At 63.6% G+C, this 22,020-nt stretch carries 16 protein-coding genes, 1 tRNA gene and 1 pseudogene; 11 read left to right on the top strand and 7 right to left on the bottom strand.

The features are described from left to right. The first annotated feature begins 37 nt into the window (after window positions 1-37). From AWB76_RS27150 to AWB76_RS27130, 5 genes are all read left to right on the top strand, one after another. Window positions 38-1,231, top strand: coding sequence for an acyl-CoA dehydrogenase family protein (locus AWB76_RS27150; RefSeq protein ID WP_061163218.1), 1,194 nt, complete (start codon window positions 38-40; stop codon window positions 1,229-1,231). A gap of 12 nt (window positions 1,232-1,243) precedes the next feature. Further along, entirely contained in the window at window positions 1,244-2,380 is a 1,137-nt protein-coding gene (locus AWB76_RS27145) for an acyl-CoA dehydrogenase family protein (RefSeq protein WP_061163217.1), read from the top strand. A gap of 25 nt (window positions 2,381-2,405) precedes the next feature. Continuing rightward, window positions 2,406-2,660 (top strand): hypothetical protein, encoded by a 255-nt coding sequence (locus AWB76_RS27140; protein WP_061163216.1) that lies wholly within the window; start codon window positions 2,406-2,408, stop codon window positions 2,658-2,660. A 230-nt stretch (window positions 2,661-2,890) separates the two neighbouring features. Continuing rightward, entirely contained in the window at window positions 2,891-4,333 is a 1,443-nt protein-coding gene (locus tag AWB76_RS27135; RefSeq protein WP_445343875.1) for a sensor domain-containing diguanylate cyclase, read from the top strand. Between the two features lie 147 nt (window positions 4,334-4,480). Then, a complete protein-coding gene (locus AWB76_RS27130) occupies window positions 4,481-6,133 on the top strand; it encodes a response regulator (RefSeq protein WP_061163215.1) in 1,653 nt (550 codons plus the stop codon). A 6-nt stretch (window positions 6,134-6,139) separates the two neighbouring features. Here the strand turns inward: AWB76_RS27130 and AWB76_RS27125 are convergent, their stop codons facing one another. The 3 genes from AWB76_RS27125 to AWB76_RS27115 all read right to left on the bottom strand — a co-directional run bounded on the left by AWB76_RS27125 (window position 6,140) and on the right by AWB76_RS27115 (window position 10,125). Further along, window positions 6,140-7,087 (bottom strand): amino acid ABC transporter substrate-binding protein, encoded by a 948-nt coding sequence (locus AWB76_RS27125; protein ID WP_061163214.1) that lies wholly within the window; start codon window positions 7,085-7,087, stop codon window positions 6,140-6,142. Window positions 7,088-7,099: 12 nt separating this feature from the next. Continuing rightward, window positions 7,100-8,404 carry a dicarboxylate/amino acid:cation symporter gene (locus tag AWB76_RS27120; RefSeq protein ID WP_061163213.1) on the bottom strand — a complete coding sequence of 435 codons (1,305 nt, stop codon included), beginning with the start codon at window positions 8,402-8,404 and terminating at the stop codon, window positions 7,100-7,102. A 188-nt stretch (window positions 8,405-8,592) separates the two neighbouring features. Continuing rightward, window positions 8,593-10,125 carry a complex I subunit 4 family protein gene (locus AWB76_RS27115; protein WP_061163212.1) on the bottom strand — a complete coding sequence of 511 codons (1,533 nt, stop codon included), beginning with the start codon at window positions 10,123-10,125 and terminating at the stop codon, window positions 8,593-8,595. A gap of 346 nt (window positions 10,126-10,471) precedes the next feature. Between AWB76_RS27115 and AWB76_RS27110 the strand changes: the two genes are divergently transcribed. Continuing rightward, entirely contained in the window at window positions 10,472-10,720 is a 249-nt protein-coding gene (locus AWB76_RS27110) for a hypothetical protein (protein ID WP_061163211.1), read from the top strand. A 7-nt stretch (window positions 10,721-10,727) separates the two neighbouring features. On the opposite strand, the gene AWB76_RS27105 is transcribed toward AWB76_RS27110, so the two are convergent. Further along, window positions 10,728-12,080: an NAD(P)/FAD-dependent oxidoreductase gene (locus AWB76_RS27105; RefSeq protein ID WP_061163210.1), complete on the bottom strand. Its 1,353-nt coding sequence runs from the start codon at window positions 12,078-12,080 to the stop codon at window positions 10,728-10,730. Window positions 12,081-12,192: 112 nt separating this feature from the next. Between AWB76_RS27105 and AWB76_RS27100 the strand changes: the two are divergent. After that, window positions 12,193-13,122, top strand: a pseudogene (locus tag AWB76_RS27100) (LysR family transcriptional regulator); the annotation flags it as partial. A gap of 50 nt (window positions 13,123-13,172) precedes the next feature. Here AWB76_RS27100 and AWB76_RS27095 read toward each other — a convergent pair. Further along, window positions 13,173-13,257 (bottom strand) — tRNA-Leu (locus AWB76_RS27095). A 161-nt stretch (window positions 13,258-13,418) separates the two neighbouring features. Here AWB76_RS27095 and AWB76_RS27090 point away from each other — a divergent pair. Then, a complete protein-coding gene (locus AWB76_RS27090; protein ID WP_061163209.1) occupies window positions 13,419-14,621 on the top strand; it encodes a mechanosensitive ion channel family protein in 1,203 nt (400 codons plus the stop codon). Window positions 14,622-14,626: 5 nt separating this feature from the next. On the opposite strand, the gene AWB76_RS27085 is transcribed toward AWB76_RS27090, so the two are convergent. Further along, on the bottom strand, window positions 14,627-15,589 hold the full coding sequence (locus AWB76_RS27085; RefSeq protein ID WP_061163208.1) for a LysR family transcriptional regulator: 963 nt from the start codon (window positions 15,587-15,589) through the stop codon (window positions 14,627-14,629). A 96-nt stretch (window positions 15,590-15,685) separates the two neighbouring features. On the opposite strand from AWB76_RS27085, the gene oye reads away from it, so the two are divergent. Next, window positions 15,686-17,713 (top strand): multifunctional alkene reductase/demethylase OYE, encoded by a 2,028-nt coding sequence (gene oye, locus AWB76_RS27080; RefSeq protein WP_061163207.1) that lies wholly within the window; start codon window positions 15,686-15,688, stop codon window positions 17,711-17,713. 49 nt (window positions 17,714-17,762) lie between these two features. Beyond that, on the top strand, window positions 17,763-19,340 hold the full coding sequence (locus AWB76_RS27075) for an ABC transporter substrate-binding protein (RefSeq protein WP_061163206.1): 1,578 nt from the start codon (window positions 17,763-17,765) through the stop codon (window positions 19,338-19,340). A 4-nt stretch (window positions 19,341-19,344) separates the two neighbouring features. On the opposite strand, the gene AWB76_RS27070 is transcribed toward AWB76_RS27075, so the two are convergent. Beyond that, complete coding sequence (locus AWB76_RS27070; RefSeq protein WP_061163205.1) at window positions 19,345-20,217, bottom strand: GNAT family N-acetyltransferase; 873 nt, start codon at window positions 20,215-20,217, stop codon at window positions 19,345-19,347. A 226-nt stretch (window positions 20,218-20,443) separates the two neighbouring features. Between AWB76_RS27070 and AWB76_RS27065 the strand changes: the two genes are divergently transcribed. Further along, complete coding sequence (locus AWB76_RS27065; protein WP_061163204.1) at window positions 20,444-21,922, top strand: aldehyde dehydrogenase family protein; 1,479 nt, start codon at window positions 20,444-20,446, stop codon at window positions 21,920-21,922. Window positions 21,923-22,020 lie beyond the last annotated feature (98 nt).

Genomic DNA, 22,020 nt, shown 5'->3' with positions numbered 1-22,020 from the left:
GCGTGGCCTGCATCAATCTCTTCATGGAACCGCAGTCATGGACCTGACATTCACCGCAGACGAGGAAGCCTTTCGTGCCGACGTGCTCGCGTTTTTGCGCACCTCTCTTCCGGAACATCTCGCACGCAAGGCACGCACCGGCGAGCGTCTGACGCGCGACGACATGGCGCAATGGCACGGCATTCTCAATGCACGCGGCTGGCTCGCGAATCATTGGCCGAAGGAATACGGCGGTCCCGGCTGGACGGCCGTGCAGAAGTTCATCTTCGAAAATGAATGTGCGATTGCGGGTGCGCCGCGCATCGTGCCGTTCGGCGTGAACATGCTCGGGCCGGTGCTCATCAAGTACGGCAGCGAAGCGCAGAAGCGACACTGGCTGCCGCGCATTCTCGACGGCTCCGACTGGTGGTGTCAGGGCTATTCGGAACCGGGCGCGGGTTCCGATCTCGCGTCGGTGCGCACGACGGCCGTGCGCGCGATGGACAACGGCCACGAGTACTACATCGTCAACGGACAGAAGACGTGGACCACGCTCGCGCACTTCGCGAACATGATCTTCTGCCTCGTGCGCACGTCGCAGGATGGACGCAAGCAGGAAGGCATCAGTTTTCTGCTCATCGATATGAACACGCCGGGTGTCGAAGTGCGTCCGATCATCACGCTCGATGGCGAGCACGAAGTCAACGAAGTGTTCTTTACCGATGTCCGCGTGCCGGCTGCGAATCTCGTCGGCGAGGAGAACAAGGGCTGGACTTATGCGAAGTATCTGCTGACGTACGAGCGCACGAACATTGCGGGCGTGGGCTTTTCGGTGGCGGCGCTCGGCCGTCTGAAAGCGGCGGCGAGCAAGATGCAGAGCAATGGCCGTCCGCTGATCGACGATCCTTTGTTCGCCGCGCGTCTCGCGCGTGTCGAGATCGATCTGGAGAACATGAAGACGACGAATCTGCGCGTGCTCGCGGCGGTCGCGGGCGGCGGCGCGCCGGGCGCGGAAAGCTCGATGCTCAAGATTCGCGGCACGGAGATTCGCCAGGAAATCTCGTCGCTGATGCGTCGCGCGATGGGTCCGTATGCGCAGCCGTTGATCGAAGAAGAAGCACTCGGAGAAAATAACGATGCCGAATCAAATGATGCGGCATCGGAGTACTTTAACAATCGCAAGCTGTCGATTTTCGGCGGCTCGAACGAAATACAGAAGAACATCATCTCGAAGATGATGCTCGGCCTTTAAAGGGTTCGCACGATGGATTTCCAGCACACGGAAGACCGGCGGATGCTCGCGGATACGCTGAACCGCTTCATCGCCGAGCAATATGGGTTCGATGTGCGCGACAGGATCGCGCGCTCGCAGGAAGGCTTCAGCCGCGATATGTGGCAGCGGTTTTGCGAGCTCGGCATCATCGGCGCGTTCTTCGATGAGTCGATGGGCGGCTTCGGCGGCGATGGGTTCGATGTCTCGGTCGTGTTCGAGGCGCTCGGACGCGGGCTTGTCGTCGAGCCGTTTCTCGATGCGCTGATCGTCGGGCGTGCACTCGCGCATGCGGGCAACGAAAGGCAGCGCGAACGCGTCGCGAGCATGATCGACGGTACGGCGATTGCCGCATTCGCGCACGACGAACCCGGCTCGCACTACGAGCTTGCACGCGTGAATACGCGCGCGACGCGGCATGGCGAAGGATGGAAGCTGAGCGGCGCAAAGGGCGTCGTGCAGCAGGGCGCGCATGCGGATGTGCTGCTCGTGTCGGCGCGCACGTCGGGCGGCGAGTTTGACGAGGCGGGCATCTCGCTCTTCATCGTGCCGCGCGATGCGCAGGGTGTGAAGGTGCGCGGTCATCGCAAGATCGATGGCGGACGCGTGGCGGAAATATCGCTGGATGACGTGATCCTCGATGCCGATGCGCTCGTCGGAAAAGAAGGCGAGGGATACGCGACGCTCACGCATGCGATCGGTTATGGACTCGTCGCGCTCGCGTCGGAAGCGGTCGGCGCGATGGATGTCGCGAAGGACCATACGCTCGAATATCTGCGCACGCGCAAGCAGTTCGGCGTGCCCATCGGCGCGTTTCAGGCGCTGCAGCATCGCATGGCCGATGTGCTGCTCGAGATCGAGCAGGCGCGTTCGGCTGCGATCAATGCGGCGGCGGCAGTCGGTGGATCGGGTGTCGCGCGCGAGCGCGCGTTGTCGGCGGCGAAGTATTCGGTCGGGCGCATCGGCGCGCTTGTCGCGGAAGAGTCCATTCAGATGCACGGCGGGATCGGCATGACGTGGGAATTGCCGCTTTCCCATTACGCGAAGCGGCTCGTGATGATCGATCATCAGCTCGGCGATGAAGACCATCATCTCGCGCGGTATATCGCACTGGGACGCGCTGCGTCATAGCGAATCACGAGGAGACACGACGACCATGCTGGCGATCATTCAAGACACCGTTCGGCGCGACGCCGCCAAGCAGGCCGACAAGGACGACGCCACGCTGTGGCGCTGGTTCTCCGGACTCTACGACGAAGGACGAATCCGCTGGTGCCGTTCCGCGCAGGGATGGCTCGTCAGCGTGGACCACAAGCATCTCGCGACGGAAACGGATTTCGATGCCGCGATCCGCGTTTCGCGCGAGCGGTATTTCAGCGGCAAGCTGAGGCGCGCGGGGGCGCGTCGCTGAATCCCCGGCCACATATCCCCCTCGCTTCCCTTCACCCAATTCATACAAATAGGAGAGAATAACGCCCTAGCTCGCTGACCAGGGAACGTGCGGAGCAAAGATAAACTCGCGAGCCAGGAACCCGGGACCTCCAAATAGTGGCAACCGAAAATCTCTCCACCCCGAGTCTCAATACGCCCGGGCCCGCGCGCGCGTCGGCGCACGCCCGAAGCTCGACGCCGAATATCATCGTGCTGTGCGGCACCCTCATTGCGCTCGTCATGGTCGGGCTGTGCGCGCTGGTTCTCTATCAGGCCAGGCTCGACGCACTCGACCGCGCTCGCGACACATCGCGCAATCTCGCGCTGCTCGCCGAACGCGACATCGAGCGTAATTTCGAACTGTACGAGCTGTCGCTGCAAGCTGTGGTGGAAGGCGTGCAGCGCGACGACGTGATGAGCCTCTCACCTCGTCTGCGCAACGACGTGCTGTTCGACCGCGCCGCGTCCGCGCGCGATCTGGGCTCGATCCTCGTGCTCGACGCAAGCGGCAAAATCGCCATCGATTCGGGCAGCCTCGTGCCACGGCCGGGTAATTTTGCCGACCGGAATTACTTCTCGGTCCAGCGCGATCATCCCGACACCGGGCTCTACATCAGCACGCCATACGAGTCTCGGCTGCGCGACGGCGCGCCCAGCATCGCATTGAGCCGCAGACTCTCGCATCCCGATGGATCGTTCGCGGGCGTCGCGATGCTCGCCATCAACCTAGAATACTTTCGCAATCTTTTCGGCGGGCTTTCGCTCGGGCCGCACGGCGCCGTGTCGCTGATCAGCCACGACGGCGTGATGATCATGCGTCAACCGTTCGATCCGCACGTGATCGGCCGCGACATCAGCCACGCCGACACCTTCCGGCACTTTCGCGCGGCGGATCAAGGCAGCTTCAGCGAGACATCGTCGATCGACGGCCGGCGCCGGCTCTACTACTTCCGCAATTTTCCGAACCTGCCGCTCATCATCATGGTGGCCGAAGGCGAAGAGGACATTTACGCGGCATGGCGGCGGCGCACGATCATCATCGGCTCGTCGATGGGCGTGCTCGCGATCGGCTTCATCATCCTGTCATTCGTGCTCGCCGCGCAGTTCAGGCGGCGCATGCGCGCGGAGTCGGAGCTGCAATTGCTCGCGCGCACGGACGGGCTCACCGGGCTGCACAACCGTCGCACGCTCGGCGAAATTCTCGATCAGGAATGGCGCCGCGCACGCCGCACGCGCAGTCTCTTCTCGCTGCTCTTCGTCGATATCGACCGCTTCAAAGCCTACAACGATGCCTACGGCCATCAGGCCGGCGACGACGCGCTCGCGGCCGTCGCACGCTGCATCGGCGACAACATCCGGCGGCCCGTCGATACCGCCGCGCGCTACGGCGGCGAGGAATTCGTCGTCGTGTTGCCCGATACGCCTGCTGACGGCGCCGCGCAAGTCGCCGAGAAGATTCGCGCGGCGATCAGCGATCTGTCGATCGAGCACGCGGGCAGCGAGTTCGGCCGCGTGACGGCGAGCATCGGTCTCGCGAGCTGGCGGCCCGAACGCGACGACGACGTGAGCGCGCTCATCCGCGCCGCCGACGAAGCGCTCTACGACGCCAAGGCGCACGGACGCAACCGCGTCATGCAGTCGAGTCCCGTCTGAAACCGCCATTCTGCAACAGACGGGTTGGACGAAAGTTCGGCGTGCATCGGAAAGATTCTGGGCGCACGCACGATGTGCTAGCTTTGGCGTAAGCTCTCGACGCCGCTCAAGCTGCCTTCAGTGGCGCGACCGATCAAAACCGTTCCGATGACCCAGACTCCCGATTTCGAGGCCCGCCGCGTTGCGACTCTGGCGCGCTACCACGCGCTCTTCAATGCAATCGATGACGGCTTTTGCATCATCGAATTCTTCGACGGTCCGCATGGGCCGCTCAGCGACTATCGGCATGTCGAAGCCAATCTCGGCTATGAGCGGCATTCGGGCATTCGCGAGGTCGTCGGCAAGACCTTGCGCGAGATCGATCCGGCCGATGCCGACCGTTGGGTCGAACTCTACGGCACCGTCCTGCGCACCGGCGTGACGGCGCGTTTCGAGCGCTATTTCTTATCGGCGGGACGGCATATCGAGGTGTCGGCGTCGCGCGTCGAGCCGGCAAGTCTGCGGCAGGTGGCGGTCCTGTTTCGCGATATCTCGGCGCGCAAGACAGCGGAGGAGGAACGCGATCGCGCGGCCGCATCGCTGCGCGCGCTCAACGAGACGCTGGAGCAGCGCGTCGCGCAACGCACGGCGGAGCTGATGCGCGCAGAGGAGCAGCTACGGCAGTCGCAGAAGATGGAAGCGGTCGGTCAGCTCACCGGCGGCCTCGCGCACGACTTCAACAATCTGCTGGCAGGTGTATCCGGCTCGCTGCAATTGCTGAACATTCGACTCAGCCAGGGCAGGATCGCAGAAGTCGATAAATACGTCGTCGCGGCACAAGGCGCGGTGCGGCGCGCGGCGGCGCTGACACACCGGCTGCTGGCGTTTTCGCGGCAGCAAACGCTCGATCCGCGCCCCACGGATGTCAACGCGCTCGTGAACGGCATGACCGATCTGATCCAGCGCACGGTCGGGCCGGGCATCAAGGTCGAGGCGGTCGGTGCGGCGGGTTTGTGGCCCGCGCTCGTCGATTCCGGACAACTGGAAAACGCGCTGCTGAACCTGTGCATCAACGCACGAGACGCGATGCCCGATGGCGGGCGCATCACGATCGAAACGGCCAACAAGTGGATCGACCGCCGCGCGGCCGAGAGCCACGACATGCCCGAGGGCCAGTTCCTGTCGCTGTGCGTGACGGATACCGGAACCGGCATGACGCCCGATGTCATCGCGAAGGCGTTCGATCCGTTCTTCACCACCAAGCCGATCGGCATGGGCACGGGGCTCGGCCTCTCGATGATTTACGGCTTCGCCAAGCAGTCGGGCGGTCAGGTGCGCATCTATTCGGAAGCCGGGCAGGGCACGACGGTATGCATCTATCTGCCGCGCTTTTACGGCGGTGTCGATGGCGACGCCGCCGATCAGACCGCAGCGCCGACATCGGGCGCCGAGTCGGGCGAAACGGTGCTGATCGTCGACGACGAACCGAGCGTGCGCATGCTGATCGTCGATGTGCTCGAAGAGGCCGGCTACGCGGTGATCGAAGCGGCCGACAGCGTCGCCGGGCTGAAGCTCCTGCAGTCGAACGTGAGGGTCGATCTGCTGATCAGCGACGTCGGCCTTCCCGGGGGCATGAACGGCCGCCAGATGGCCGATGCCGCGCGGCAGTCGCGTCCCGATCTGAAGGTGTTGTTCATCACCGGCTATGCGGAGAATTCGGTGATCGGCAACGGGCGCCTCGAACCCGGCATGCAGGTGCTGACCAAGCCGTTCGCGATCGAAACGCTGACCGCGCGCGTGCGCCAGCTCGTCGACGAATAAGCGCGCTTACTGCGCCTCGCCGCCCGCCATCGACTCGATGATGCTTTCGAGCTGCGCGCTCATCGGCATGTCGAGGCTCGTGCCCGACGGCAGACGTTGCAGGAACCAGCGCTTGTATTGCCGCTCGATTTCGCCATCGGCGGCGAGGTTCTGGAACGTGTCCTTCACCACTTGCGCGAGCTGCGGATCGTTCTTGCGATACATGATGCCGTACGGGTCGTACGACAGATAATCGCCGACGACCTGATACGCGCCGCCCTTCGCCGCGTTCTCCGCGATGAGGCCGTAGAGCAGCACGTCGTCGGTGGCGAAGGCATCGGCCTGGCCGTTCGCCACGCGCGCGAAGCCTTCCGCGTGATCCGGCACGACCTGCAACTGCATGCCGAGCGAGAACTTCCTGTCGAGATCGCGCAACGCCTTTTCATTCGTCGTGCCCGCCGTCACCGCGACCTTCTTGCCCGCCAGATCGCGAAACGAATGGATCGGCGAGCCTTGCTTCACCATGACCTTGGTGCCGGCCACGAAGAAGATCGGCGAGAAGGCGACGCGCTTTTGCCGTTCGATGTTGCTCGTGGTCGAGCCGCATTCGAGATCGACGCGGCCATCGACGACCGCATCGATGCGATTCTCCGGCGTCACCGGCACCCACTTGATGTTCAGGCTCTTGTGCACCGCATTGCCGATCGCCGCGACGAGCGCCTTGCACAGTTCGATCGAATAGCCGATCGGCGCGTGGCGCGCATCGAGATAGGAGAACGGCACTGAAGCGTCGCGGTAGCCGAGCGCGATCGTGCCCGTGTCGCGCGCCTTCGCGAGTGTGCCGGTGAGCGTCGCGGGCGCGTAGGCGTCGTTATCGGGCGCCGGGGTCTGCACGTCGTCGGCTGCGCGCGCGCCGAGCGCGATCGCCATCAGGCTGGCCGAAGCCAGCGCCGACCAGAAGCGCTGCGTCTTCATGGATCGCCTCCGTCAGACCTGCGCGGGATGCGCCAGCGTGGCTTCCTGTTCGGACTCGATGCGCGCCGCGTTCGCCGCCGCTTCCGATTCCGTCAGCAACTCGCCTTCCCATTTGGCGACCACCGCGCTCGCGATCGAATTGCCGACCGCGTTGGTGGCGGAGCGGCCCATGTCGAGGAAGGTATCGACGCCGAGAATCAGCAGCAGGCCCGCCTCGGGAATATTGAAGTGATTGAGCGTCGCCGCGATGACCACCAGCGACGCGCGCGGCACGCCCGCCATGCCCTTCGACGTGAGCATCAGGATCAGCAGCATGGTGATCTGCGTGCTGATCGGCAGATGGATGCCGTACGCCTGCGCGATGAAAAGTGTCGCGAAGGTGCAGTACATCATCGAGCCGTCGAGGTTGAAGGAATAGCCCATCGGCATCACGAAGCTGGAAATCTTGCGCTTCACGCCGAAGCGGTCGAGGGCGTCGAGTATCTTCGGATACGCGGCCTCCGAACTCGCGGTCGCGAACGACAGCATGAACGCTTCCTTGATGAGCGACAGCAGCTTGAACACGCGCCGGTGCAGAAACACGAAACCCGCGAGCACGAGCAGGCCCCATAGCAGAAACAGACTGATATAGAAGTCGGCCATGAAGACGGCGAACTTCAGAAGGATGCTCAACCCGTTCACCGCGACGGTCGCGGCCATCGCGGCAAGCACGGCGAGCGGCGCGAGCTTCATCACGTAGCCGGTGATCTTGAGCATCACGTGCGAGAGCTGATCGATCGCGGCGAGCAGGACCTTGCCCCGTTCGCCGAGCGCGGCGAGCGCGACGCCGAAGAACATCGAGAACACGACGATCTGCAGGATTTCGTTGTTGGCCATCGATTCTGCGAACGAGCGCGGCACCATGTGACTGACGAAGTCCTTCAGCGTGAACTTCGATGTCGCGAGATTCGCCGATGCGCCGATGTCCGGCAGCGGCAGTCCGAGGTTGTCGCCGGGCTTGAGCAGGTTCGACATCAGGAGCCCGAGCAGCAGCGAGACGAGCGACGCGGTGAGGAACCAGCCGAGCGCCTTGGCGAACACGCGTCCGACCGAGGCCGCGTCGCCCATGTGCGCGATGCCGACGACCAGCGTCGAAAACACGAGCGGCCCGATCAGCATCTTGATGAGGCGCAGGAAGACGTCGGAGACGAGGGAGATGTAGCCGGCGATCTCGGTGGCGGTCTTCTTGTCGGGAAAACTCGTGAAGATCATGTAGCCGACCCCGATGCCGATGACCATCGCGACGAGAATCCAGATGGCTGCGGAATTCTTCTTCATGTCCAGGCCTCCATTGACTGCAGATCGGGCGATTGCAATTTCAAATTTGGATGGAACCGGCGATGCAAAACGAAAGCGGCGCCGTTCAGTATAGAGCGGCGCCGCGTCGGCATGTGTCCGCGAACACTCGAATGTTAGCGGCGTCTTTCGATTTCTGCTGGAAGCGCGTCACGCGCGCCCGGCGGTTTTTAGCCCGGCGTCCGCTCCGAAACCGTGTCGCGGCGAGCGTTGTACGAAGGCGCGCTCGTGTCGTCCGGCAGCGTCGAGCCTTGCACCGCGGAGAGCAGGCTTTCCACCGACGGACCCATCGCGTCCGTGAACGTCTTCGGATGAACGCCGATGCCGAGCACCAGCACGGCCATCGCGCCGAACAGCACGAGCTCGCGCTTGCCGAGATCGCGCAGGCCGGCCACGCGCTCGTTCTTCACCGCGCCGAAGATCACGCGCTTGACCATCCACAGCGTATAGGCCGCGCTCAGGATCAGCGACGTGGCAGCCGCCGCGCCGATCCAGAAATTCAGGCGAATCGCGCCCATCAGCACAAGAAACTCGCCGACGAAACCCGAGGTGCCCGGCAGGCCGACGTTGGCCATCGAGAACAGCATCGCGCAGACGGCGAAGCGGGGCATCGTGTTGGCGACGCCGCCGTAGGCATCGATCGAGCCGTTTTTCGTGCGCTCGACCAGCACGCCGGTGCACAGCAGCATCGCGCCCGACACGATGCCGTACGACAGCATCTGCACGACCGCGCCTTCGGTGCCGAGGCGGTCGAAGGTGAAGAGGCCTAGCGTGACGAGGCCCATGTGCGCGACCGCCGAGTAGGCGAGCAGCTTGCGCATGTCGGTCTGCGCGAGCGCGACGAGGCTGCCGTAGATGACTGCGACGAGCGACAGCGCGATCATCGCCGGGGCGAAGAAGTGGGCGGCGTCGGGCACGATCGGCAACACATAGCGCAGCATGCCGTAGCCGCCGATCTTCAGCATGCCGAGCAGCACGGCGGCGCCCGTCGGGCCTTCCGAATTCACGTCGGGCAGCCAGGTGTGGACGGGCCACATCGGCACCTTGACCGAGAAAGCCGCGAGGAAACAGACGAAGACGACGATCTGCGGCGTGAAGCCGAGCTTCAGAGTGCGCCATGCGTCGATATCAAAGGTATGCGCCTGCGTCCACAGATAGACCAGCGCGGCGAGCATCGCGAGCGAGCCGAGCAGCGAGAAGAAGAAGAAGCGGATGGCCGCATAGACGCGCCGCTCGCCGCCCCACGTGCCGATCAGCAGATATAGCGGAATCAGCGACGCTTCGAAGAACACGAAGAACAGCATGCCGTCGAGCGACGCGAACACGCCCTGCATGCAGCCCGACAGCACGAGGAACGCGCCGTAGTACTGCGCGACCTGCTTCGTGACCGATTGCCAAGACGCGACGAAGATGATGAGCGTGGTGACGGCGGTCAGCACGGTGAACCACAGCGAAATGCCGTCGACGCCCAGATGGTAAGAGATGCCGAACTGCGGCAGCCACTCGACGCGCTCGACGAATTGCATCGCGCCCGACGACGCGTGAAAGCGCGACAGAAGCGGCACCACCGGCAACAGGCTGAGAATCGCGCCGAACAGGGCGACGGCGCGCGAGAGCGTCGCCGATGCGCTGAAAGTCAGCACGAAGATGCCCGACACCACTGGAATCCAGATGAGAAAGCTGAGTACTGACGGCAGATGCATAAGCTCGGTCGAAAATCGGGCGCAAAGCACGGCTGGCACGCGAAGAACGTGCTCGCGGGAAAGGCGCTGACAGTGGAATGTAAGGCGGGACGGGAGCGCGGAGGGTTGAATCCGGAAGCGCAGCCCGAATGACTTAGATTAAGCCTAAGGGTTAACCAGCATAACTCAAAAGAATACATTTTGGGGATGTTGCGGCGTATCAAATTCATTGTGCCGCGCGGCCTTGACAACTTTACCGATCCCCGCTCAGGCCTATGTTTCCGGGAATGAATCGTTCGTTCGCTCCGGGCTTGCCCTGATTTGCCCGGAGCCGTCTGGCCCTTAGCCTAGAGCCAAGGAGACAAGCATGAAGAAAGCATTCAAGGCCGTCGTATTCGCGCTCGTCGCATATCTCGTTGCCGATCGCGCCATGCTCCACGCTCAGGGCCGCGATCTGGCGGCGTCGTCGTGTGCGGAAAGCGCCGCGCAAGTCGAGTTCGACGCGCTGAGCAAGGGTTTCAGCCACGCCGCCGCGGGCAGCCAGCGCGACGCGTTCAGATCGCAATGCCTCGTCTCGGGCCGTGCACAGCCCGGCGAAGCCGTCGCGATGCGCTGAACCCGCGTCAGTTCAGTTTCACCGTGGGCCGCACGCGCTCGCGCAGCCACTGGCTCGCGGCGTACATCAGCGCCCGCTTGACGCCCGTGAGCCCCATGATGTGCCGGCGGTACAGATGCCGGTAGCATGACGCCGCGAACCATCCGTCGATGAAGAGCGGCCGGCGCAGCAACTCGCTCATCAGCGCGCCCGCTGCGCCGGCGCGTCCGAACGAGACCAGCGTGCCCTGATCGCGGTACGCGAAGAGCGGCACGGCGCGATCGTCGAGGCGGCGCGAGAGCGCATCGGCGAGATAGACGGCCTGCTGATACGCGGCCTGCGCGCGCGGCGGCACGGGCGCGTCGCCCTTCGATGCGGCGCACGCGGCGCAATCGCCCATCGCGTAGATGCCCGAGCCGGGCTCGATTTGCAGCGTGGCGTCGACGATCACCTGTCCCAGCCGGTTCAACGGCAATCCTTCCAGCGTGCGCAGCACCGGCGCGCCTTCCACGCCAGCGGCCCAGATCGTGATGTCGCTTGCGAGCGTTTCGCCATCCGCGGTCGAGACGGCGTGCGCATTCACCGAACGCACGCGGCAGCCAAGCCGCACTTCCACGCCGAGCCCGGCGAGCACGTCCTGGGCGCGCGTCGAGATGCGCTCGGGCAGCGCGGGCAGCACGCGCGGCGCGCCTTCGAGCAGACGAATGCGGATGTCGCGGGCCGGATCGAGCGATGCGAGGTGATAGTCGCGCAGCATTTCCGCCGATCCGCGCAGCGCGGCCGCCAGTTCGACGCCCGTCGCGCCGCCGCCGATCACCGTCACCGAAACCGGCGTGCGCGCCGCGCCGGGCGCCGTTTGCCGTGCATGACTCGAGCGCAGCAGGCTCGACAGCAGACGCCGCCGGAAAGTCTCCGCCTGCTCCACGGTTTCGAGCGTCAGCGCGTGCTGCTCCGCGCCGGGAATCGAGAAGAAGTTCGTCACGCTGCCGAGCGCGAGCACGAGCGTGTCGAAAGCGAGCGTGCGGCGCGGCAGAACCGGACGGCCGTCGATATCGGTCGTTTCGTCGATGACGATCTCGCGGCGGCCGCGATCGATATTCGCGAGCCCGCCTTGCTCGAAGCGGAAGTGGTTCCACTTCGCGTGCGCGGCGTAGTCGATCTGATGACTCGATGCATCGATCTGCCCCGATGCGACTTCATGCAGAAGCGGCTTCCAGAAGTGCGTCGGGAAACGGTCGATCAGGACCACGTCGGCACGGCGCCGCTTGCCGACGCTGTTGCCGAGCCGCGTCGCGAGTTCCAGCCCCGCGGCGCCGCCGCCCACGATCACGATGCGATGGGGCGAATCGACCTGGTGTTGTGCGTAAGGATTCAACATCATGGCTCTCCCGGAAGTGCTGTTTGGATGCTTGACGACCTCGTTGGAAAAAATATAAGGTCCCGAAAACATATGCGCTATTTAGTATTTATCGCCGACTCATAAGTTTTCACTAATGTTAAAGACGACGACCTTCCGGCAATTGCGCACGTTGCAGACCGTTGCGCGTGTGGGCAGCATCTCCGGCGCCGCCGACGAACTGCATCTCACGCAGCCTGCGGTGTCATTGCAGATATCGCTGCTCGGCGAGGCCGCGGGCACGCCGCTTCTGCGCCGCGTGGGGCGCGAAGTGCAACTCACGGCCGCGGGAGAAGTGATGACGCGTTACGCGAACGAGATCCTGAGCCTGTGGAACGAGGCGGGCGAGGAAGTGGCGGCGTTGCGCGGCGAACTGGGCGGCACGTTGCGCATCGGCGCGATCACGACGGCGGAATATCTCGTGCCGCCTCTGCTCGTGCGCTTCACGAAGGAGCGGCCCGGCGTGAAGCTGCAGTTTCGCATCGGCAATCGCGACGACATCGTGCGCATGCTCGCGACGAATGAAATCGATCTCGCCATCATGGGACGGCAACCGCGCGAACTGCGCACGAGCGCCGCCGCATTCGCCACGCATCCGATGGCGTTCGTGGCCGCGCCTTCGCATCCGTTGATGCACGCGAAGCGTCTGAGCCTGACCGATCTCGAATCGGCGAATCTGCTCGTGCGGGAGCGCGGCTCGGGCACGCGCGTCGCGATCGAGGGATTGTTCAAGGAGGCGGGATTGAAGCTGCATGCCGCATCGGAGCTATCGAGCAACGAGGCGATCAAGCAGCTGGTCGAAGCGGGGCTCGGCGTGGCGTTTCTTTCGCTGCACGCGTGCGCGCTCGAAATGCAGGCGGGCTTGCTCGCGACGCTGCCCGTGCCGTCGACGCCGATCGAGCGCGCGTGGCATGTCGTGCATATGTCGGAGCGGCGTCTGCCTCAGGTCGCCAATGCGTTCAGGGAATTTCTGATTCAGTCGGGCGCGGCTGTTGCCGGCCTGACCGCGCCGCCGGAGACGCACAAGCCACGCTCGGGGCGCAAGGAGAAGAAAACGGAAGTTGTCGCGGATGCGACTGGTGCCCAGGTCGGGACTCGAACCCGAACGCCTCGCGGCGCTACCCCCTCAAGATAGTGCGTCTACCAATTCCGCCACCTGGGCAAGGGGACCGAATTGTAGCGGGAAATTCTGCAAATGCGAAGGGGCTTCGTGCATCGTTCGGAGCCAGCGAACGATGCCACGCTACTACAATGGTCCCTATAGCAAGTGCCATGTCCGATTCGGCTGAATATTTGTACTGGTCCGCCCACACGGGAGCGTCCATGTTCGGCAACACCTTGCGTATCGAAGTGGGACCCGACTGGCAGGTCAACGTCGCCACCGACAGCTGGCTCGTCGCGACGCTGCTCGTCGCCGCCCTGTTGCTGGCGATTCTGCTGGCGAGCGTGATCTGCTACTACGCAACGCGCGCGATCATGCTCCTGATCGTCAATCGTCTCGCGCGCAAGGAAGGGCGCAAGTGGCTGGTTGCGGCGGAGCGTCATCGCGTGTTCCATCGGCTTGCGCCGCTCGTGCCCGCGGCCATCGTCTATGCAGCAGCGCCGATGCTCACCGGCCTCACGTTTCCCGTCCTCCCTCGGCTCGGCAAGCCCCTCGCCATACTTGCCGCGTGCTACATGGTCTATACGCTGGTGCGCGCGGCGCTTGCGTTACGTGACAGCATCGACGAGCGCTATAGCCACTTTCCGTCCGCGAGCGAACGGCCGATCAAGAGCTTTCTGCAGATCGCAACTATCGTCGTGTATCTCGTCGCGCTGATCGCGGTGGTGTCGTTGCTGCTGGAGCGTTCGCCCGTTTATCTGCTCACCGGCTTGTCCGCGATCACGGCGCTGCTCATCATCATCTTTCGCGATTCGCTGCTCGGTTTCGTCGCGAGCATTCAGCTCGCGGCCTACGACATGCTGCGCGTGGGCGACTGGATCGAAGTGCCGGGCTATGTCGCCGATGGCATCGTGATCGATATCGCCTTGAACACGATCAAGGTGCGCAACTTCGATAACACCATCGTCATGTTGCCGAGCCAGCTTCTACTGACGAACAGCGTGAAGAACTGGCGCGGCATGATCGCATCGGGCGCGCGGCGTTTGCGGCATGCGATTCACTTCGACGTGGACACCATCCGCTATCCCGACGATGCCTTGCTCGCACGACTGCACGATGCCATTCAGAAGCCGCTCGTCATTACTGAAGGCGAACGCCGCACCAACCTCGGTTTGTATCGGCTCTATCTCGGCGGATATTTTCGCGAGCATCCGGCCGTGCGCCGCGACATGCCCGTCGTGATCCGCCAGGTGCAATCGACGACGGCTGTCGTCGCGCTGGAGATTTGCGTGTTTATCGACGAGATACGCTGGGAGCGCTACGAGGCTTTGCTAGCCGACATGCTCGACCATGCCTATGGCGTCGTGCCGTTCTTCGGGTTGCGCTGCTGGCAACGCGAGCGTTCGGCGAGTGCGGCGCCCTGAAGTGATCAGACCGTGGTCGCATGATCGAAGCGGTTTTTCGGGACCGCTCGCAGCGGCGCGAGCACGCATCGTGCGTCGTCGATTTCCTCTTTCATTTCGTCGATGAGCCATTGCGCCACCGCGCGCGTGCTCTCCGATGGATTCGACGAGCGATGTTCGAGCACGTAATTGCAGCCCGTTTCGATGTATCGATCCCACGCGGGAATCACCTTGCCTTCGTTCAGCGGCGCAGCGATCGCAAGCAGCCAGCCGAGCACGACGCCCTGGCCGAGCATCGCGCATTGCACGGCGAGTCCGGGATCGGTGTGATGCACCGCTTCGCCGATACCTTTCTCGGACAGTCCCGTCGCACGATGAAAGTCCGCCCATGAAAGCGTGGTCACGTCGAGATGAATATAGGCGTGACCGTCGATGTTCTTCGGCGCGTCGAGCGGACCGAATTCCGAAAGATAGTTCGGACTGCATATCGGAACGATAATCTCCGGGCACAACATGAACGGATCCGTATCCGAACCCGGACCATGCAGGCGAATGCCGAGATCCGCATCTTCGAGTGGTCCGTAGAGACGTCCGGCCATCACTTGCAAGCGCAAGTTGATGGACGGAAACGTGCGGCGAAATTGCGCATAGCGCGGCAGCAGCCACAACGCGGCGAACCCGCTCGCGAGCGAGAGCGTGACGCTTTCGCCTTGCGCGTGATCGCGCTTGAGTTCGTCGATGGTATCGCCAATCTGTCCGAAGCCGGACGCGACCGCGCGCTGCAATGTTGCGCCGCGATCGGTCAGGGTTAGCCCTAGCTTCGTGCGTTCGAAGAGTTTGAAACCGAGCGCATCTTCAAGCCGCGCCACCATGCGGCTCACCGCGACGGGCGTCACGTTGAGTTCGCCGGCGGCCTTGGTGAAGCTCAACAGCCGCGCGGATGTTTCGAAGACGAGCAGTGCCTGAAGCGAAGGAAGTCGCAGACTCATACAACACCATGTTATGGGGCATGCATCCATTTGTAATTTGACGGCGCATATTGACCTCCTTAACTTGAGTCCGACGCCCACTTCTTCTGGCAGGCCATGACCACTGCTTCGTCGGACCCGTTGCTTCAGCCGTTTTCCCTCAGGCATCTCGTCCTCAAGAACCGTGTAATGAGCACGAGTCACGCGAGCCGTCTCACGCGCGATGAATTCCCACAGGAGGTTTATCAACGGTATCACGAGGAAAAGGCGAAAGGGGGTATCGCACTGACGATGTTCGGCGGCTCGTCGAACGTCAGTCTCGACAGTCCGAACACGTTCCAGCAGATCAACGTCGGCACCGATGCCGTCACGCCGCATTTGCGGCGCTTCTCCGATCGCATCCATACGCACGGCGCGGCGCTCATGTGCCAGATCACGCATCTCGGGCGGCGCGGCGATGCCTACACGGAACCGTGGCTGCCGATGATCGCGCCGTCTCCCGTGCGCGAAACGTTGCACCGCGCCATCCCGCAGACGATCAACGATGCGGACATCAAACGCGTGATTCGCGACTTCGGTCTCGCGGCGAAGCGCTGCCGCGATGGCGGTCTCGATGGCATCGAAACGCATGCGGGCGGGCATCTCATCGGACAGTTCATGGACCCGACCGTGAACCTGCGCACCGACAAGTACGGCGGCTCGTCGGCGAATCGCGTGCGCTTCGCGATCCAGGTTCACGAGGAGATTCGCAGACAGGTGGGCGATGATTTCATCGTCGGCTTTCGCTTCGCGCTCGAAGACGGATGCAGCTTCGAAGAAGGGCTGGAGATGTCGCGCATCTTGCAGGACACCGGCCTCTTCGATTTCTTCAACGTCACGTTCGGGCGCATGGACACGAAGATGTCGCTCGCCGTCAATTCGATGCCGGGCATGTTCGTGCCGTCCGCGCCGTGGCTGCCGAAAGCGGCGGCGTTCAAGCGCGCGGTCGATCTGCCCGTGTTTCATGCGGCGAAGATCGCGGACCTCGCCACCGCGCGCTATGCGATTCGCGAAGGGTTGATCGACATGGTCGGCATGACGCGCGCGCATATTGCGGAGCCGCATCTCGTGAAGCTCGTCGAAGCGGGCAAGGAGGATGAAGCGAGGCCGTGCGTGGGCGCATCGTTCTGCCGGAATTTTCGCGCGACGTGCATTCATAATCCGGCGACATCGCGCGAAACGTACCTCACGCACGACATCCCGAGAGCCGCGAAGAAGAAGCGCGTGCTCATCGTCGGCGCGGGGCCGGCGGGTCTCGAAGCCGCGCGCATCAGCGCGACGCGCGGCCATGACGTCACCGTGCTCGAAGCGAATTCGACGGCGGGCGGACAGATGCTGCTCGCGGCGACGGGAAGCTGGCGGCGCGATCTCATCGGCATCGTCGAATGGCGCGTGTCGCAACTCGACAAGCTCGGCGTCGATGTGCGCTACAACCACTACGCCGAACTGAGCGACGTGCTCGATCATCGCGCGGATGAGGTCATCATCGCGACGGGCGGTCTGCCGAATCTCGATGCGCTGCCGGGCAACGAGCTGTGCAAGTCCGTATTCGATGCGCTCACGGAAACGCCGCCGCGCACAGGCAGCGTGCTCGTCTACGACGGCACCGGCCGGCACAACGCGTATCTATGCGCCGAGCGTTATGTCGATGCGGGCCTGGATGTGTCGCTCGCGCTCATCGACAGCGTGCCCGCTCAGGAAACCGGCGGGCGTGGCGACGATCAGGTGTGGATGCGCAACATCGCGCGCTGGAACGTGCCGGTGCGCGCGGACATCGAACTGATCGAAGTGAATGCGTGCGATAACGGCAAGCGTCGCGCCGTGTTCCGTCATCATCTGACGAATGAACTCGTCGAGATGGAAGCGGATCATCTCGTGGTCGAGCGCGGCATGCTCGCGGTTGACGATCTTTTCGAGGCGGCGCGCATGTATTCGGCCAACGACGGCTACACCGATCTCGAAGCATTCGCGACGGGCAAGCCGCAGCCCGAAGCGCAGGAACGCGAGGAAGGACAGTTCCACTTGTACCGCATCGGCGATGCGAGCGCATCGCGCGACATTCACACGGCCATCTACGACGCCTACAGACTATGCCTGGCGCTGTGACGCACGCCGCATCCCATCCGCAAAACGACATGACCGAGCGAGGCTGACCATGACATTGCCGAAGGACTTCGTTGTCGCCGATCCTGGCCGCCGCAAGGCGATAAAAACGCTGGCCGCCGCGGGCGCCGCGACGCTGATTTTGCCGGGCGCATCGTCGCTCGCGTTCGCCGCGAACGAACCCACGCCGCAACGTGGCGGGCGCATCCGCGTGGCGCTCGCGAATCAGTCGCTGATGGATTCGCTCGATCCCGCGAAGGGCACGCATACCGGCGACTATTCGCGCGCCTACATGTTCTATAGCGGCCTCACCGAACTCGACGCCGACTTCAAGACGCAAAACGCGCTCGCGGAAAAGCTCGAATCCGACGACTTCATGACATGGACCGTCACGCTGCGGCCCAACGTGCACTTCCACGACGGCAAACCGCTCACATCAGAAGATGTCGTGTTCTCGCTGATGCGCCACAAAGACCCGGCGACCGGCTCGAAAGCGAAATCGATCGCGGATGGCATCAGCGCGGTGAAGGCGGCGGGACCGCTGAAAGTGGAGATCGTGCTGACCGAGCCGAATGTGGATCTGCCTGCGCTGCTCGCGATTCCGCATCTCGTGATCGTCGCCGCGAACACGACGGATTTCTCCAAAGGCAACGGCACGGGCCCGTTCAAGTGCAAGGAGTTCACGCCGGCGCAGCGCTGCATCGGCGCGCGCAATCCGAACTTCTGGAAGCCGGGACGTCCGTATCTGGATGAAGTGGAGATCATCGGCATCGGCGACGATGCGGCGCGCACCAATGCGCTGCTCGCGGGCGATGTGCAACTCATCTCGCCGCTGCCCGCGCGCGACGTCGAGCGCCTGAAGCAGACGGGCAAGGTGACGGTGCTGGAAAGCCCGTCGCAACTTTATTCGGATCTCGCGTTGCGGCAGGACATGCTGCCGACAAAAAGCGCGGACTTCAACGAAGGCATCAAGTACCTGCATGACCGCCAGCGCATCGTGAACGTGATGCTGCAAGGCCACGGCACGCTCGCGAACGATCATCCGGTGCCGGAGTGGCATCCGTACTTCATGAAGGGATTGCCGCAACGCGCATACGATCCCGACAAGGCGCAGTTTCACTTCAAGAAGGCCGGCACGCCGGGTGCGCGCGCGGAAATCATCGCGCCGCCATCTGTCGAGACCGCGCTCGATTCGGCGATGCTGATTCAGCAGGCCGCGAAACAGGCGGGCGTCGATATCAACGTGCGCCGCGTGCCCGCCGATGGCTACTGGACAACCTACTGGATGAAGTATCCGATGACCTACGGCTCGATCCTGCCGCGCCCGACGCTCGATCTGCTGTACACGCAGTTCTTCCGCTCGAACGCGAACTGGAACGAGTCCGGCTGGAAGAACGAGCAGTTCGATCAACTGCTCACGCAGGCGCGTCGCGAACGCGACGAAGCGAAGCGCATGCAGATGTACGGCGACATGCAGACCATCGTCTTCGAGAAGAACAGCCTCGTGATTCCCGCGTTCATCAACTTCATCGACGCGCAAAGCTCGAACTTGCGCGGCTTGAAGGGCACGCCTTCGGGACGTGTGATGGGCTATCGCTTCGCGGAGTTTGCCTGGCTCGCGAAGGCGTGATCGATCACCACACTGCCTGGCTCGTCAACGCGAATTGCGTGAGCGTCGCATCGGGGGATGGCGTGCCGTTGAGCGCCATCTGATCGATCGTATCGACGAGCGGCAGCCCGAGCCCGTCGAGCCACGACGACAAGCCGTAACGCAATGGCGTGTCGACGCGCACGAACATGCCCGCGTTCAGCGCGAGCCAATAGCTGATCAGCGCTTTGGCGCGGCTCCGGTCCGGCGATTCCGGCGCGATCACCGGACCGATCACATGGCCATCGCCGAAACGCCGGAAGAGCGCGAAGCCGATCAGCTCGCCGTCGCGATCGAGCGCGATGCCGCTCGCAACATCGAGCAATTGCGGCAGCAGTTCCGTGCGATCCAGTCCGCTCGCACGCGATGCGAGCGCGGCGAGACGCGGTGTGTCCTTCGCGCCGATCGGACGCAGGCGCTCGCCCGGCGGCAGCGAAACGAGCGGCGGCTGAAAGGCCGCGCCCTGATGTTGATGAATGGTGTCGATGTATTCGAAGCCGCGTTCCTCGCAAAGCGGCTTGCCTTCAATTGATGCATGGATCAGCAGCATGCGTGATCCGAGCTTCGCTCTGAGTCGGTCGAGCAGGCCGCGCCCGATGCCGCGCCGCTGATGTTCCGGCGCGACGATGAACATGCCGAGCGTCGCCGCGTCCGTGCCAAACTGAAACGCGAACGCCGTGCCGACGAGCGCGCCCTGGCTGTCGACGGCCGCGAAGCCGCTGCCGATGCGCGCCGCGAAGCGCCAGTCGTCCGCGCGATGCCGCCATTTGACGGACGCCGACAACGCGTGCGCCGCGGGGATGTCATCGAGCGTGAAAGCCCGGTATTCGACCACTTCGTTATGGTTCGAGTCAGGCACGCCGGCCTCCTCAGTTTGAAGACATTTACCGTGACTGTGACACCGCGAAGCGCGCATGGCTAGGACGATCTTCCTGTCGCGCGTGGTGCAACGCAAAACCGCAGGTTATCGCGTCAAGAACGCGCGCGCTGTGCTGAATCGGCAATTTTGTCGGCGAAATATGCCGGTGCGCTCGTCCTACGATAGAGCCATGTCAACGCAGCATCCCCGAGGAGGACTCACGCATATGGACCGGTTCGATCCTGCCAGCATCGTCATCAGGAGCGGGCACTTCATCGGCGGCGAATTGATCGATGCGGGCGCGTCGCGTATCGAGGTATCGCGTCCGTCGGATGGCGTCGCGTATGCATCGGTGCCCGTCGCCGATGACGCGATGATCGACTACGCCGTGCAGAACGCGTACAACGCGTTCAAGAAGAGCGACTGGGCCCGCCGTGCGCCACGCGAGCGCGCACGCGTGCTGCGCAAGTTCGCCGATCTCGTCGCCGCCGATGCCGCTAATCTCGCGCCGCTCGAAGCCATCGGCTCGACGCGTCCCGTGCGCGATGCCTATAACTGGGACGTGCCGTTCACCGCCGAGAGCATCCGCTTCTATGCAGAGCTCGCCGACAAGATCGGCGGCGATGTCGCGGCGACGGATCATCGGCATCTGGGCATGACGATCGCTGAACCGTATGGCGTGATCGGCGCCATCGCACCGTGGAATTTTCCGCTCGTGATGGGCGTATGGAAGACCGCGCCCGCGCTCGCGGCGGGCAACGCGGTCGTGCTGAAGCCTTCGGAGATGACGCCTTTCAGCGCGTTGCGCCTCGCCGAGCTCGCGCTCGAAGCGGGCGTCCCGCCGGGCATCTTCAATGTCGTTCAGGGCGATGGCCGCACGACCGGCGATGCGCTCGTGCGTCATCCGCGCATCGGCAAGGTGACGTTCACCGGATCGACGCGCACGGGCGCCGCGATCATGGCCGCGTGCGCCGAAACCGGCACGAAGCCCGTCACGCTGGAGCTGGGCGGCAAGAGCCCGCAAATCGTATTCGCCGATGCACCGCGCATCGATGAAGTCGCGCGTCGCATCGCGGGTGCGATCACGGGGAACGCGGGACAGGTGTGCGTCGCGGGTTCGCGACTGCTCGTGCAACGCGGCGTTGCTGAAGAACTGACGGATCGCATCGCACAGGCATTCAGCGAACTCAAGGCGGGCGCGACATGGGCCGCCGGCACGACCTTGTCGCCGATCATTTCGGAGACGCAGGCGCAGCGCATCGATGCAATCGTTCAGCGCAGCATCGCGAGCGGCGCGACCTTGCGATGCGGCGGCAAGCGTGCCGATGCCGCGACGCCCGGCGCGTTCTATGCGCCGACCCTGCTATGCGATGTCACGCAGGAAAGCGATGCCGTGCGCAGTGAAATCTTCGATCCCGTGCTCACCGTGCAGTCCTTCGATATCGAAGAAGAAGCGCTCGAACTCGCCGCACATCCCGACTACGGACTGGCTGCGGGCGTGCATACGGCGGATATCGGCCGCGCGCTGCGAATGGTGCGCCGCATTGAAGCGGGCACCGTATGGGTGAATCGCTATGGACGTACCAGCGATTTCGTCATCCCGACGGGCGGCTACAAGCGCTCGGGCATCGGCAAGGATCTCGGGCGGCAGGCTTATGAGGCAAATCTGCGCTTCAAGAGCGTGCTCATCGACACGGAAGTCTGAAGCGCACGATCGTTCGAAGCGCGCCGCATTTTGTGCTGTGACGGAGGATCAAAACGCATGACTTATGTCGCCGCGAGGCACGCATTCAACGCCATGAG

Origin of the sequence: Caballeronia temeraria (assembly GCF_001544795.2) — a bacterium.
GTDB classification, from domain to species: domain Bacteria; phylum Pseudomonadota; class Gammaproteobacteria; order Burkholderiales; family Burkholderiaceae; genus Caballeronia; species Caballeronia temeraria.
This window is presented reverse-complemented; position numbering and strand designations above follow the sequence as displayed.

What these genes read in the sequence shown, in the direction of transcription:
- AWB76_RS27150 (WP_061163218.1), top strand. Translation starts at nt 38, where the DNA reads ATGGACCTGACATTCACCGCAGACGAGGAAGCCTTTCGTGCCGACGTG.
- AWB76_RS27145 (WP_061163217.1), top strand. Translation starts at nt 1,244, where the DNA reads ATGGATTTCCAGCACACGGAAGACCGGCGGATGCTCGCGGATACGCTG.
- AWB76_RS27140 (WP_061163216.1), top strand. Translation starts at nt 2,406, where the DNA reads ATGCTGGCGATCATTCAAGACACCGTTCGGCGCGACGCCGCCAAGCAG.
- AWB76_RS27130 (WP_061163215.1), top strand. Translation starts at nt 4,481, where the DNA reads ATGACCCAGACTCCCGATTTCGAGGCCCGCCGCGTTGCGACTCTGGCG.
- AWB76_RS27125 (WP_061163214.1), bottom strand. Translation starts at nt 7,087, where the DNA reads ATGAAGACGCAGCGCTTCTGGTCGGCGCTGGCTTCGGCCAGCCTGATG.
- AWB76_RS27120 (WP_061163213.1), bottom strand. Translation starts at nt 8,404, where the DNA reads ATGAAGAAGAATTCCGCAGCCATCTGGATTCTCGTCGCGATGGTCATC.
- AWB76_RS27115 (WP_061163212.1), bottom strand. Translation starts at nt 10,125, where the DNA reads ATGCATCTGCCGTCAGTACTCAGCTTTCTCATCTGGATTCCAGTGGTG.
- AWB76_RS27110 (WP_061163211.1), top strand. Translation starts at nt 10,472, where the DNA reads ATGAAGAAAGCATTCAAGGCCGTCGTATTCGCGCTCGTCGCATATCTC.
- AWB76_RS27105 (WP_061163210.1), bottom strand. Translation starts at nt 12,080, where the DNA reads ATGATGTTGAATCCTTACGCACAACACCAGGTCGATTCGCCCCATCGC.
- AWB76_RS27090 (WP_061163209.1), top strand. Translation starts at nt 13,419, where the DNA reads ATGTTCGGCAACACCTTGCGTATCGAAGTGGGACCCGACTGGCAGGTC.
- AWB76_RS27085 (WP_061163208.1), bottom strand. Translation starts at nt 15,589, where the DNA reads ATGAGTCTGCGACTTCCTTCGCTTCAGGCACTGCTCGTCTTCGAAACA.
- oye (WP_061163207.1), top strand. Translation starts at nt 15,686, where the DNA reads ATGACCACTGCTTCGTCGGACCCGTTGCTTCAGCCGTTTTCCCTCAGG.
- AWB76_RS27075 (WP_061163206.1), top strand. Translation starts at nt 17,763, where the DNA reads ATGACATTGCCGAAGGACTTCGTTGTCGCCGATCCTGGCCGCCGCAAG.
- AWB76_RS27065 (WP_061163204.1), top strand. Translation starts at nt 20,444, where the DNA reads ATGGACCGGTTCGATCCTGCCAGCATCGTCATCAGGAGCGGGCACTTC.